Here is a 14,303-nt window from a genome sequence, read left to right as displayed (position 1 = left end):
ATTGTTTCAGTTACGATTGGCTTTATTTGTTTTCTTTTGGGTCTAGGCATATAATCAAAAATATGGTTGCGGTTATCGTTTCAATCCCCTTGACTCTTCTCTTTGCAGAAGATAATCGCTCATGGCAAAAGAGATTACGATACCACCTCCAAGGGCTTTTATAGCAGCTTTGGCTGTGGTTCCAGTATCTACGACATTGTCTATGATATATGGGGTTCGATTTGTTGGCAAGTTCTTTTGTTTGTAAAATCCCATATATTCAGCGGAGAGCGTTTGACCTCTTTTCTTGGCTTCGTATTGTGATTCACGCTCACGGCATCGTAAAACATCAACGAAAGGGAGATGAGTATATGAGGAGATTACTTTTGCTAATTGCAAGGTCTCTATAGCTCTTCCATGATGTCCAGGGATAGGTACGAGGACAGCATCATGAGGAAGCAACTTGGCAATCTGACGTGCTGCATAATCTATTGCATCATTATCTTCATCTTTCAGTTTATGTGCTACCCACTGGTTGATACCATCATAGTATCTGCCAGTGGATAGAAATGTGATACCGTCTGATACGGTTCTAATAGGCTCGTTTTCTGTCATGGAGTGTATAATAACATGAGTTCCGCAAAACGCCTTCGCTCTATAGAAGGGATGCGTTTTCCTCGCCAATGGCAATGCTTCACATAATCATCCCTAATGTCACGGTTGCCCTCTTCAAGTTTCTTTAATACCGTACTTTTCGGGTACTTACCTTTATATCCAGTCACCTTGTATGGTCCGATATTATAAGATAAAGCAGCAAGGAGTAGGGAGTCTTGACCATAGGAGCGAAACATCGCACATAGTTCTCTGAGGTCTTTACGAAGAAGTTGCTCGGCTTCTTGTGCAGACATATTGGATGAGTAACGTTCTCCTGGTCTGAGCTTGTGACCATAACCTACATACGGATAGTCCTTAGCTCGGTGCATACCTTCATAAAATCTGATGCAGCAAACGGCTCGCTCAAATGGGGGCAACTCAAATATGAAAGCCGATGCTGATGGCTGCTTTTCTGTCGGTAATCGTGTCTGTGCATAGGTAGCCATGCTTAATGTTACGAAGAGGAATAATAGTATCTTTCTGAAAGTCATTTTATCTTGAATTTGTTTATCTCGTCAATCATATTCTTGACATCGAGGTTTACACTCACGAAATTCTGATACAAGATGCGCTCCTTGGCATCCTTTGATGGGAAGGTGTAGAACTTCGGTATCTTGTAATTCTCATAATCTGCTTCTTCCTCGGCTATCTTCTTCATGTCAAAGTCCGTCTTGCAGTAGAATTTAGAGGTCTGGAACTCTGCCGACTCTTGGATGTTCATGCTATCACCTCGTCCAGTCTTGGTCTTAATGAAGTCACGAGCTGACTGACCGCATATCCAACCAGTTGGCATGTCAGAGATTTTACTGGCAGGAACAAGGCTGTCCATGTTCTCATTGAGATTGATGGAAGTCTTGTCACGGTCAATGGTCACACCTTTCTTTAACTGAACAACCTTACCAAATATATCATTAGAGAGCCATTCCAAAGTTTCTTTTGCCCTTGCCGAACCACTGACCACATTACTAACAGTGGTGATTACCTTCTGCATACCCACCTTGCCGTAGTCGGATTCAAGCTGTGGCAACTCCTGAAAACCGAGAGCCACGCTTACCTTGTTGCTTCGGGCAGTACCGATAAGTCTGTCAATCTTGTGGAAGTAGAGCGTAGGCAATTCGTCCACAATGATGCTGACAGGAATATTCTTACCCTGACCAGTGTTGACACGAGTAACAAGACGGTTCAGAATCAAAGCATTCAAAGCACCGATGATGCTTTCCATCTCTGGGTCGTTGGCAATAAGCAGATATGACGGGTTCTTCGGGTCGGACACCTTCAAGTCAAAGTCATCACCATCCCTATGGAATATCCAATACGACTCCTTGGTCGCCAATCGTGAGGTATAGACACGGAGCGTACCAATCATACCTTCCAACTGTTCCATAGCCTTATTCTTCATGGCTGTCTGGAAAGGACCGAGGAGAGGAGCGACCTCTGGATCCGTTTCCAAAACCTCAAAGATGGTCTGGTAGTCGAGATTGAGGAACGAAAGGATATGTGGCATATCACTATACTTGCCAAGCCAATAGTCGGGTTCTACTTCTCTACCTGTATGATCGAAGACTCTGCCTGTGGGTTTCGGACGATGAGTCTTTGGCTCGGTGGTCATCTCCGCAATAAGAGCCTTGCCGTTCTTATCGTATGGTACCTTCTTGTAGTTGACAAAGAAATACAGGCTGCAAGGAAGTTGACCGCTGATGTCTGGAAAAACTGGTCGCTACCGCCACCACCTTCCTTCTTGCCTTTTTGAAGTGACTCCAACAGAGTTTCTGCCGTTTCACTGGCAGCTGCAAGGTTGCCAATGTATTTCTGCTGAATAGGATTCACTCGTCTGGAGTACTCTACATCCACGAAGTTGATGATGTTAAACTTGCATCCTTGTGGCACTTTACCTGCCTTTTGGTTTATCTTGTAGTGATAATACAGCTTCTGCGCAAGCGTCGGGAACTTGTAATCATAGACAACCATGGCAAAGCCCTTGGCACTGTGCTGACGGATGAACGGCTCGATGATGGAGAAGGTCTTACCAGAACCAGGAGTACCTACAACCCATGTTCCTCGGAAAGGGTTCACGATATTCACCCAGCCCTTGCGGAACTTGCCCTTGTAGTAATAGCGCATAGGAATGTTCACGCTATACTTGTTCTCCTGCAAGTCCTGACATTGCTCGAAAGACTCATTCTCGAAGTTGAAACGGTCTTTGAGCAATCCTTCCTTCAGGAATTTGGAGATATTGTCGAGAGCAACGTGGATGCAGATGGTACCAAGAATGGAGGCAGCCATGTATAGCCAAATGTTCAGCGTGATGGAGTAGAATCTCATATCCATACGATGACCGAACAGCCATATCGACAATATAGTCACGAAAAGCCCACCCACCAACGGATAGAATACCTGACGGCGTGCATCAAACTCCAAGTGTTTCTTGTTTCGGGTGCCAATGCAGGTGATGCAGATGAGCACAATGGTCGCAAGCTTGCTCCATACGAGATTGCCATCCATATAGATGAACCACCTCTTTACTCGGCTGTGTATGTCACAAACAATGCCACCCCAATAGTCAAGCAACTCTGGGTCTATAGCATACTCGAAGAACTCCACTATCAATGATAAGTATATCAGATAGCGGAATATCTTATACATGGTCTGTAATTCTTTTGTTTCCTCCATGAAACCTTATTCTTGTGTATAGTGAATATGTAATGCTAATTGTATAACGTGATGATTGGACGGACTTTATGTGCTTGCGTCTTTGGCGTTTCTTGAAGAGCTCCAGAAGCCAAAGAGAACAACCAGGCTTTGGCTGTTTCCTGACCTTTGACCTCTGTGGATGTCCAGTACCAACATTCATCTGGATTGTCTAGTAACTCGTCACCACCGCACTTGCGGATATAGGTATTCACCGCACTGCGTGCTTCATACAAGAGCTTTATCTGAGCAACGGAAGGGATATAGGCACTCTGACCATATTGCCACATATCAAAGACTGCTGAAGCTGCAGGTGAGGTGCCTGTGGAATACATAGCGTGAGTGTTGCCGTTACCGTCGAATGCCGTGATGTCTGCTGATGTATTATGTTTGAGACCGAGCGAGTCAGAATAAACATAAGGTTCAATGTCTTTTAGATAGACAGCATAGCCTGTGCCTTGGATGTCCTCGTTTTGATTAACGTAGAACACCACGGCAATGGGTGTCTTGTTTTGTGACTTTACATCTTCAAACCTTACAACCTTGCCATTTGTACAGAGGATGTCGCAGGTCTTCATTGATGTATCTGGAAAGTCTCTATGCTCATCACAAGAAACAAAGGCTACTGCCATTAGAGTAGCACAAAGGATATGTAGTATCTTCATTATCGTCATTTCTTTATTGTTGGTATCTTGAATCCTATTACGATGCCAGTTCTGAACAGGTCTTCTCGTTTGGGTATGCTAAGGTCGCACTTGGCTTGCATAAACAATCCCCATCCATTACGGAGAGCAAAGTTATGCTCGTAACCTACATGCAAGCCTCCAACGAACTTCTTTGTATCACTGCCTACACTTGCACCAACACGCAGGTTGCCGTGGTGGTTTCTGCCTCTTACCACACATGGTTTATAGGCAGCACCTATTCTCCATATGCGGTAGTTGTTCCAAAACGAATTTGGGCAGACGTGTCCACATGATGCACATTCATCCCATTTGATATAACCGTTGATGAAGTATTCCCAAGCATTATGGTACTTTGTCTCGTGTTCCCACGAGATTGTGGCATCCAAACCCCTCTGATACAGAGCACCTACACCTACTGATATTCGGTCACTATGGCTTTGGGCAAATGATGAGACTGAAATACACAGACCCATCATCAATGACAATATATATTTCTTCATAGGCTTATTCCTCTATCATTAAGCGTGAGTTGAAAGAGTCGGCATAGAGAACATCTTCATAGTCGATGTCCAAACTGATGGTACGACCACTAATCTGTTTCTCGGAAATCTCAATTGACAGCACCTTGTCGTTTGGGAACGTCATCTTTTTCAGAACGACAACGTTTCTATAACCATACTTGAAGGTCTTGGACTGGTCAAGCACCATAGCTGGCGTAAGCTCAATCATCTGGGCGTTTGTAGCCTTGGAAACCTTCTTGTCACTCAGCTTGATACGCATCTCATCAATGTCAAAACGGATATTGGTGCGGTTCTCGATGCTAAAATCTATGAAGAAGTATTCGCCTACAGCATAGATATTGTTCAGTCGCATGGTCATTCGATGCTGTTTGATGCTTACGTTGCGTATTCTTGCCGGTGAGTTCCATATCTTTCTGGCATATCTGGTCATATCCTCTGTACTCATTGATACAGAAGGATTGTGATATGGTATCTTCTCAGAGGCAAGTATCTGCTTGTCTGTAACTGCTTCCTGCAAGCGTGTGGTATATACCAAAGCATACTGGGTTCTGTATCGCTCGGTAACGATAGTGACGATAGCCAATATATCACCATCGGCATGTACGTCAGCACCTTCCTTGGGTTTCAGGCGTAGGGTGTTGTTGATTGGTTGGTCACCAACGACAGCATCCGTGGATATGTCAACGAAGCGGACTGGCTCAGAGGCGGTGATGACAGTTGTGACATTCTCATTGATGGTGAGCTGCTCCATTTCCTGATACGTCTGCTGTGCCATGGATGGGAGGGAGGCTAATGCGCATACTACCAATGCGCTGATTTTCTTGAAAGTCTTCATATTTCTATATGTTTTGCTCGTTATTATTTATCTTTCTGGTTTGAACGTGAGTTAATGAGATACACGAAGGTTCCGTATTTCAGCTTGGCAGAGTTCTTTTTGATAGCCTTGCTGATAGCGTTGCTTGTCTTCTGGACGGCATTGCTAACGGCTTGCGCTCCCCATGTCGCCAAGTTTGAACCTGCTGCGGTTGTGGTATTGGTAAGAGTGGAGGTGTTGCTCAATGCGCCACTGCTTACATCCTTGGTCGTTTCCCTAAACTGACTGCTTGGCACATACAGTCCTTCAAGTCCGTCAGTGTCGTAGAGTGAGAGATTAACCTTGATGATGTCATCATCTACCATGATACTCTTTACATTACCTTTGACACGCTGTGAACCGAAACCGCTCATAGTGGCATAGATATAGGAGCCTTTATGAACGACTACATCATTGATAACTATGTCGTCGAGAAGACGAAGACGTACTCTTGAACCATCAACTGCCTTGATGTTTTCATCTATGATTGCCTTGATAAGCCCTGGTTCCTTGTCATTGTCACACAGCGTATTGAAGTAATCGGAAGTGACCTTGACCTTCTTGACTACTTCCTGGGGTTCGTCATCGTTGGTCTTGTTCTTTTCCGGAATTTCCGCTTTTCCTTCCTTGGCATCGCCAGTTTGAACACTGACCTCGGCCTGTAATGGTGGAGTAGTGACCTGCTGAGCCTGCAACTTTGCTTGGGCAATGGCACGGTTTAGCTCTTCCATGGCTTCCTGTTCACGTTGTTTACCACGAGCTATGCGGTCATTTTCTGAACTACCCTCGCCTTTTGCGATTTCTTGGCCTTTCTGTGCACTCTCCTGTAGCTGTCGTTGCATCTCAGCGAGCTTCGCGGCTTCCTGCGCCTCGATTTGCTTACGTTCTTCATCTGAGTATTTAGAATCATACTCTTCTTTTGTGTCTTCTTCATTGCGTTCAATGTTACCTAAAGCTGAATAATCGTCTATCTTACCGTATGATTTGAGCATACTCTCATACTTGTTTCCAATGCCGTCACCCTTCATCTTGGCATCAGGGAGGTCTGGATTAAGATACTCGGTCGTTGTAAGACCATCAGGAATCTCAGCCTTCTCCGTATGAAAGAGGTCAATCACAAAATAGCCGACAAACAACAGTGGAAAGTAGATGATAATTGGTATCATGTACTTTGGCTGTTTCCAGTTAATCTTTTTCAGTGCGTCCATCGTTTTCTATCTTTTTGTTGTTATCCATTTGATTTTCTCTATTCACGGCAGGAAGTGTGGTGTAGGCTTCCGAGACAGCTTTCCTGACTTTGTTGTGCCGTTTGCGCAACATCTGTTCCTGTCTCTCTGCAGCACTCTGCCTTGACCTCTGATGATTATACACCACAGCCATCCTGTAGATATTCAGACCAAAACTGAGAATGATGAATCCAAAGACGAGGGACAGGAACAAGCGTTTGTGGTCATTTGCAAACAGTTGAACCTTACCGGCAAGTACATCAAGCTTCATGGTTTTTGCAAACTTGCGTCCTGCCCTAACCTCCTCTTCATATCTCTGACGATATTTTGGATCGTCCTTGTCGGGCATCTTCTCGCCGACGAGCATTTTCTTCCATCCCATATCAATATGTCAGTTTTGTCTTTTGTTCCACATCCTTGTTAAGAAGGGTTCTCCAGTTGGTTATGAGCAATCCATGAGGGTTGTTGTCGGTTCGGGGAACCCGCTTCAAATGACCTGCCGTCACCAGTTCTCTGGTCATTATGCTTGTACGTCGCTCGATACGCTGTCTGCCATAGTAGGTAAACTCCATCTTCTCTTTATCGAACTTGATACTGTCACAGAAGATGCTGAACACGGCACTCGTACCCATGATGTTTGAGTAGAAACCTTTCTCTTTCAATGTATTGTACTGCGCAAGACCAGTTTCGTCAACCAGATACATGGCTTTGTCCATTGTGTATTTGATATACTTGTCGTCTGGCGCAAGGGTGAAGAAGAAATGGTGGAACATTTCCACATGACTCTTGGCTTCCACATCGAGCGTTTCTTTCATGGTGCTACGCTGAACGAGAATAGGAACATTGCCATCCAATACGTACACTTTCTGATGCGCATCCGACACCATTACCTTGGCAGTCCAAATGCTGGAAATGCAGATGACGATGCAGCCCACAAGGAATAGTGAGCAGATTATCATCACCAACTTGATTTTGTTTTCGAGATTCCTTATTACCATATAATATGTATTGTTTGCTGTTTTACATTACTTTGCTAATCATGCCCTGGGTTGAAACCTTGGCTTGCTGTGCCACTCCTTCACCGAAGTTACGGGTTGAGAACGCTGTGTCCCCCTCTGGTATCATCCATGCAGCGAGGTCTGGCACGAGGTTCAGACACTTCAATGCCACTATGCTTGCTGCCATCAGATAACCGGCTGAGAAGAAGGAGTTCTGCAGATATGCTGCCATCGTCTGCTCACTTTCTGTAATGGCTGTTAGGTTTTCCACCTGTATGCAGAGCACTATATCAAATAGCAATAGGACATAAAAGCCTACGAAGTATAGCATCGCTCCATAGAAATGTACCGTCAGATAGCGTATCAGCCACTTTGCCCAAGCACCTTCCCATTTCGGTAAGAGAGAGAACGCCCACTGTATCGGTCCGAATATCGTCAGCATACCCAGAAGTATCTGTTGGCAATAGATGGTTGCCCACCAACCTATGCGGAAGACAATCAAGGCTATTAGCATGATAACCTTATCTATGCCGACTACTGCCCCTGCCGTGAGAGAGGTGAACCAGAGCTTTGAAGCGTCTGTCTCCATGTTTGTCACTTCATCCACACCTGCCTGTTCCATGGTGGACTCTATCAGGTTCGGATCCGAGGTTCCAGAATGGGCTACGTCTGCCTGTGCTTGCAGAGAGGTGTATAGTGTATCTCTTGTGTATATGAGTTCCTGAACTTCCGTGAACTTGTCTTCAATCTGTGCTGACTCTGCTTCATACAAGTCGTGCGTGTATGAGCCTATACAGTTTGGAATATACGAGAGAAAGTAGAGTACACACCAGCTGCTACCATTGTTCGTTATGCCGGTGTCTGCAGGTGGGTACCACCAACAGAGAATTACACTGACCACAAGAGGCTTGAACAACTTCATGATGTCTATCGGCTCATGCTTAACCATCATCTTGTAGGCCATGCTACCTGCTACGACTATCGAAAACAGTGCAGCCAAAGCCATACACATTTGCAATATCCACCAAAAAGGGCCTTGTGAGCCAGTGAATGTAGCATCACAAAGGAACTCGTTGGTCTGGAATATCACATCATCAATCTCCTGTTCGAGGATATTGATACCGAAATCGGAAAGAATGCTTGAATCTGCCATGGGTTATTGTTTTACTATGTTATTGTCATCGGAGTCATCATTGCCTCCTGAGTTATTTCCTGCATTCTTTTTGCCAGCCTCACGCCAACGGCTGATAGCTGATGAAGCGTGACTGCCCACATTGTTTCTCCTTTCAAGTCTGGCAGCAAGCAAGGAGGATGTTTTTCGCTTGTTGCTTAATTGAATCAGAAACGAGAGAAGTGTCTCGTTCTGTCTGTTAATGTCATCATAGATAGCAAGATACTGCTGTTTACGTTGAGCATTAGGCATATAGGCATCCTGTGTTTCTTTGATGGCTGTCTGGAACATATTGTAATACTCGTTCCATCGTGTTTTGTCCGAAACAGAGCCACCTGCACTGATTATTCGGTTTATATTTGCCTGGAAGTAAGAGAGTTTTGCGTTAATCTTGCTTCCTTCAGCAAGCCAGGCAAGGTCAATTTGTCGGTCTGCAATGTTGAGTGCCTCGATTTCTGCTCGCTTAGTGAGTGAGGACTTGATGCTATCTGCTACATCGACCTGCTGATATGCGGAAATTCCTGCCAAGGTTCTGAATCCTTGCTTGTTCTTTTGAGCTGCTGTCTTCTGGTATCTGTTGTGAAAGACATCATAGTAGAATGCAGGAGTGAGTCCACCTGCGCCAATCTCTTGAACCGTTATCTGGTTCATCTTGGCTGCATCATGATTGTAAGTCACATAGCTCTGAGCGGATGCACTGAAACACAGCGATATACCACATAGACAAAGTGTCATTCGTGAACTAATTAAATGTTTCATATTCATTGAGTTTTTTATTTGTTATCCTAATAACCTAAATATCCTGCGCCTTTCCATCTGCCAAAGGCATCACTTATGATTTCTTCCTTGCTCTTGGCTCGATACACTTGCTTTTTCCAGTAGCCGATTCTAACCTGAATGTATCGCCAGGTCTCGAAGTAGGCTTTGTTGAGATGTTTCTTTATGTTATCAAGCGAGTTGTTGATGCTTGTGAGAATAAGTAGCAAGTCGGATGTGGAACATGCAGCTGCTCCTGTTGCATATAGCACCAAATCACTGACAGACTTATAAAGGTTATCTCCTTCATCAGCAATTTTTGCCAATGCCTTGGTATTGATGGTGATTATGAGTGTGTCGGTACTCATGATGTTGCCTCGTTCCAGACACTTCTTTCTGAAATCATTGAGCATCTTCCTGTAGTCACCAACTCTGTCACTGACGTTTTCATAGGTATTGTACACATTAAGACTGGTGCGAAGTGTCTGATACAGAACGTCTATCACATCAAAAGCTCTGGTGTACTTGTCCAGTTCTTTATTGATGTCCTTGAAGCCGATATTGGCATCACCACTGTAGTCATGCAACAGTTTGTTGCTTGCCTCCAAGGTGGAACGCACAAGCAGCAGACTGCGCTGTTGCTTGTGGTCGTTAATATAGGCTTCGACAGAAGTGACATCAAATCCCATCTGCGCCTTTGCTATTGATGGCAAGAGGGTTAACAGACAAATGAGGATTGTCCGTATCTTGCTATTCATTGTTGTCTTCTTCATCGTCATCATATTTTCCGTTGTAACTATCTGAATGACTACTGTTTGCAGCGTGCCTCAACCATCGCTTCCGGCATTTCTCTATGAGAGTCTGTCTTTTGCCTTGTTCGTCGTTTAGAGGAGCGACCCTTCTCAATATGTCTATGATGGAATGCTTGTAGTGCATCATCTTCTCCAATGATACCAAATCGGCAAATATCTTCGTAAGACGGCTGTCTATCTGACGTGCTATCTCCAGACGGTCGCTTGACCATAGCAAATGATAAGTGTCATCGGTTTCATCTGATTCAACTGGGTTGCTCTTTGCATATTCTACCGTTGGGTCACAGTCGGGAAATTCACGAGCGACCTCTGCCAGTTTCTTATTCACTTCGTCAGCTTTCTCTTCATCGGTTTTTGCAGGATCGAGATTTATGACTGCCACAACTTGCGTGTCGCTGTACTGCGTGGTCAATGTCCATGAAATCTGCACAATGGCTCGGTGTATCTTGATACCAAGGAAATACTTTGGCTTTCGTGCTATCGAGACTGTTGCCTTGAAGGTAATGACACCATTGATATTTGGCATAGATGCTGTACGGACAAAGGTGTTACCTTCCCAAGCACCCGAACCATTCCAGTTGAGATTGTAGGCAGTCTTGCAATCCTGCATGATGGCTGGTATGCGGTAATGGTCATCCGTTACGGCATTTTCACCATCTATAGCTTCTTGCTTTGCCTTTTGGTACTGGGCAAGTTCTGCCTCTGCTGCGTTCTTGTCTGAGTTCAAAGCAGTAATGCGGTCTTTATTGGCATTGTATTGTTGGCGATACCTTGCTGCATCTTCCACACTTGAACTCTTTATCTTCCTGAGAAATTCCATATTTTCTGCTTCCAACCTTGTAATCTCAGACTGGAGAGAGGTGATTTTTCTTTCGGTTTCCGCAATTTTTGTATCTATCTCTGAGGTGACGACATTTTCGTGAGTGATACTTGTGGACATAGCACACTGTTTGGTATGACCATTCACACTGCCTCCGCAACTTGAACATTTGTATTGCGTGGAACCTTCACCAAGTTTGGCTCCATCATGGCAAGTGACGCTGATGGTTGCTGTTTCACATCCTGCAATTTTCTTTGCATCTGTGGTCTGGTAGTATTTCTTTGGGTCACTTGAAAGGTAATAGGTGTAACCTTCCTCGTTATCATTGAGTTCTGCCAGACGGGCGTTCAAACCTGCCTTGAATGTTTTCAAGTCCATAGTGTAGGAATCAAAGACATCTTCATAGGCGACTTCCTTGTTGTTCCAACTCTTTGACACATGTATCTCGTAAGCATAGGCTTTGGCATACTGCTTTTTCTTTTTACTGAGTATGTAGCCCGAAATATAGTATGTCATACTATACCTAAACCCGTCGTTTGAACTGTTCAGTTGCTGAACCTGACTTCGGCTCCAACCTGCATGGTTTTCAGAGTTTTTCAACGCTGTCTCTCGTTCAGCCGATGTTGGAGAATAGTTCGGATCTTTTGTATTGATGCGATACCAGTGGTCGCCTTTAATCACAGCATCGTTGTCCGTTGGTGGATAGTAGTCGCAAAGAGCAACATTTCCTGCATCAACTCTGTAGATATACCATCGCTGAGTGTAATATTGTCCCATACCTTCACGGGCATAGTCTGTTATCCAGGAAGTCAGATTGTAGTTCGATAAAGAGAAGAGGTTTGCAATGCTATCTCTTCCTCCAACAAACTGCAAGATAGTGTTGCCGGCATTTGTTGACAGACTATTGTAGAGACTATAGACATTCTCAGCTATCTCAATGACACTGCTTGTCTTATCCATCATCGAACCATTGAAGTTGCTGTTGCCAAGGATGGAATTTATGGCATTACCAGCTCCTGCAGCTGCAAGATTGACTCCCATGTTATATAGGTTGTTTATGTCTTCATCCAAGTTCTCCTTGGTGAAGTTGGAACCGATGTTTGAGAAGTTGTCAAACATCTTCTCCCAATCTACATTGCCCAACTCTGACAGTTTCAAGATGGCTGCAAGTTCCTGGTTTATCTCCAGAAAAGCAATATCCTTGAATGAGAGCGTGCTATTGGTGACGATTGACTCAAACTGATAGCAGAGTGTCTTGGTCTCTTCACATACCTTATATATAGCTTCCCCAGTAGAGTGCATTCTGTGGACTTTTGAGCATCATACCTGCTACAGTCCATATCTTGGGCATGATTTTGGCAGAAACCATGTTGTAGATACGGCGGTAATAGTAGTTCTCAGTGGCACTTGTCCATAGTCCCAAGTTGGTGAGGGCTTTGCGGTCAAGGAACTTTGAAGTGAAAATTCCTGCTGCTGCAACCTCAGCCGCCTGATAGTATTCACGTATCTTGGCTACCTGCTGGGCATAATACGCCTCGGTAGCAGCCTCTGTAGCAAAAGTGGCTGTCATTTCTGCTACGGTGCGTTTGTCATAGTTCACACTGTAGTACTGCGCCATTGTAGGTACAACGGCACAGAGGTAGAGGGTAAGTATTATCAGATAGCGTTTCATTTTCCTGAATCTTATCGTTTATGACTTGTTGTTATAATCTGTTGGGGTCACTCTTTGGCTTGGGTTTGAGCCTCAGTACACGACCTGCTTGGTTTACCTTTTGGGCAAAAGGCAGTGACTTGCTTATACCTGATAGCTCCCAATCTCGGCAATAGGCTTCGATGGCGTGCTGATGGTCACATTGCAACTCTTTCTTGTAGAGCTTCAAGGCTTCCTTCTCAGCTCTCTCCGTGGTGTAGGTCATGTAACACTCATGGGGTTCTTCCACTCCAAACACACCTCCTACGCTTCCTCGACGGATAAACACTTCTCGGAAGAAACTTCGTCCTTCCTTGTTTTCTAGGCGGTTGATGGTGAAGATCTTCTTACAGTCCACATCAGTAAGACCAAGGATAGCCTTGATTTCGTCGAAGCGTTCACGGAACTTGCTCTGGTCAAGCAACATCACAATGTCTGAGTTGTTGATGATGGCTTCTTTTACAATCGGACTTCCCACGATGTCCTGAATCTCCTGAGTTACCACACCCACTGATGCCCAGAACTTACGGGCTGTCTTGTAGAGATACTTGATGTACTCTGCCATCATTGGCGATGCTATGGCTTTCCATGCCTCTTCAATGACAAGAACCTTGCGGTTCTTTTTGATACGCATCTTCTGGATGAAAACGTCCATGATGATGAGCGTAACGAGAGGGAAGAGAAGAGGGTCATCCTTGATTGAGTCAATCTCGAAGACTATGAATGTCTCGTCAAACAGCTTCGTGTCGAGGTTCTCATTAAGAGTAAGCTCATGGCTGCCTCCCTTGTAGAAGTCCTTTAGCAGATAGTTGTATGCTGCCAAATCAATTCCTGCCAAATTATTCTCCTTGATAATCTGAGGAATACGGACAGTGCTGTACTCGTAAAATGTGTTGAACGACAAGTTATCAATGAGTTTCTTCACAAAGTATTCTTCGAAGTATTCTGTGATGACCTGTTCTATGAGACGGTCTTCCGTCTTGGTTACTTCGCCTTGCGTTCCTTTCCAAATGAGCATTATCAGGTTCTTGAGGAAACCTATCTTCTCGATGTTCAACTCCTCACGCTTGATGGCAAAAGGGTTCATCGTGATAGGATGCTCGTCAGTATAGCTGATGTACTTGCCACCGACATACTCACAGAGTCCTTCGTATGAGTTACCAGTGTCAACCATCACTACGTCGGTGTTCTGCTCCCACATTTGGCTAACAACACTATTCATGTGGAATTCATATGAGAGGACTTTTGCTATTGATTATCAACGATGTAGAAAAATAACGGTACAAAAAAAACTTGGTTGGGGAAAGAGGGTATAAAAGCTATTTGAGGAAAGAAAAAGGACTGTAAAAAAGTGAGTGTCGAATACGAAAATTTAACAGAAATTTAACGAGTGATAAATGTTTTTATGGTTTGGGCTGTCCTTTCGGGATAGGATGCAGGAGTGCAAAA

At 44.4% G+C, this 14,303-nt stretch carries 11 protein-coding genes and 3 pseudogenes; all 14 read right to left on the bottom strand.

The annotated features are described in order from the left end of the window. Positions 1 to 72 precede the first annotated feature (72 nt). Positions 73 to 594: a phosphoribosyltransferase gene (locus HPS57_RS13225; RefSeq protein WP_172183900.1), complete on the bottom strand. Its 522-nt coding sequence runs from the start codon at positions 592 to 594 to the stop codon at positions 73 to 75. After that, complete coding sequence (locus tag HPS57_RS13220) at positions 591 to 1,124, bottom strand: glycoside hydrolase family protein (RefSeq protein ID WP_172183899.1); 534 nt, start codon at positions 1,122 to 1,124, stop codon at positions 591 to 593. Before HPS57_RS13220 ends, HPS57_RS13225 begins: the two co-directional genes overlap by 4 nt. After that, a pseudogene (locus HPS57_RS13215) lies at positions 1,121 to 3,303 on the bottom strand (type IV secretory system conjugative DNA transfer family protein). The gene HPS57_RS13220 and the pseudogene HPS57_RS13215 overlap by 4 nt, the downstream one beginning before the upstream one ends. Before the next feature lie 35 nt (positions 3,304 to 3,338). Next, positions 3,339 to 3,986 carry an Lcl C-terminal domain-containing protein gene (locus tag HPS57_RS13210; protein ID WP_172183898.1) on the bottom strand — a complete coding sequence of 216 codons (648 nt, stop codon included), beginning with the start codon at positions 3,984 to 3,986 and terminating at the stop codon, positions 3,339 to 3,341. 5 nt (positions 3,987 to 3,991) lie between these two features. Then, positions 3,992 to 4,507, bottom strand: coding sequence for a hypothetical protein (locus HPS57_RS13205; RefSeq protein ID WP_172183897.1), 516 nt, complete (start codon positions 4,505 to 4,507; stop codon positions 3,992 to 3,994). 4 nt (positions 4,508 to 4,511) lie between these two features. Next, positions 4,512 to 5,363, bottom strand: coding sequence for a conjugative transposon protein TraN (traN, locus tag HPS57_RS13200; RefSeq protein ID WP_172183896.1), 852 nt, complete (start codon positions 5,361 to 5,363; stop codon positions 4,512 to 4,514). A gap of 23 nt (positions 5,364 to 5,386) precedes the next feature. Continuing rightward, positions 5,387 to 6,589 (bottom strand): conjugative transposon protein TraM, encoded by a 1,203-nt coding sequence (traM, locus tag HPS57_RS13195; protein WP_172183895.1) that lies wholly within the window; start codon positions 6,587 to 6,589, stop codon positions 5,387 to 5,389. Continuing rightward, complete coding sequence (locus HPS57_RS13190) at positions 6,567 to 6,989, bottom strand: hypothetical protein (RefSeq protein WP_172183892.1); 423 nt, start codon at positions 6,987 to 6,989, stop codon at positions 6,567 to 6,569. The genes traM and HPS57_RS13190 overlap by 23 nt, the downstream gene beginning before the upstream one ends. A 1-nt stretch (position 6,990) precedes the next feature. Beyond that, positions 6,991 to 7,605: a conjugative transposon protein TraK gene (gene traK, locus HPS57_RS13185; protein ID WP_172183889.1), complete on the bottom strand. Its 615-nt coding sequence runs from the start codon at positions 7,603 to 7,605 to the stop codon at positions 6,991 to 6,993. A gap of 22 nt (positions 7,606 to 7,627) precedes the next feature. Continuing rightward, the gene (locus tag HPS57_RS13180) at positions 7,628 to 8,758 is read right to left on the bottom strand and encodes a hypothetical protein (RefSeq protein ID WP_172183886.1); all 1,131 of its coding nucleotides are present in this window, start codon (positions 8,756 to 8,758) and stop codon (positions 7,628 to 7,630) included. Positions 8,759 to 8,761: 3 nt separating this feature from the next. Then, entirely contained in the window at positions 8,762 to 9,535 is a 774-nt protein-coding gene (locus HPS57_RS13175; RefSeq protein WP_172183884.1) for a DUF5045 domain-containing protein, read from the bottom strand. Positions 9,536 to 9,561: 26 nt separating this feature from the next. Further along, complete coding sequence (locus HPS57_RS13170; protein WP_172183882.1) at positions 9,562 to 10,305, bottom strand: hypothetical protein; 744 nt, start codon at positions 10,303 to 10,305, stop codon at positions 9,562 to 9,564. Then, positions 10,283 to 12,836 (bottom strand): annotated as a pseudogene (locus HPS57_RS13165) (hypothetical protein). Before HPS57_RS13165 ends, HPS57_RS13170 begins: the two are co-directional and overlap by 23 nt. A gap of 31 nt (positions 12,837 to 12,867) precedes the next feature. Next, a pseudogene (locus HPS57_RS13160) lies at positions 12,868 to 14,082 on the bottom strand (TraG family conjugative transposon ATPase); the annotation flags it as partial. Positions 14,083 to 14,303: the final 221 nt, after the last annotated feature.

Origin of the sequence: Palleniella intestinalis (assembly GCF_013166595.1) — a bacterium.
GTDB lineage: Bacteria > Bacteroidota > Bacteroidia > Bacteroidales > Bacteroidaceae > Prevotella > Prevotella intestinalis.
This window is presented reverse-complemented; position numbering and strand designations above follow the sequence as displayed.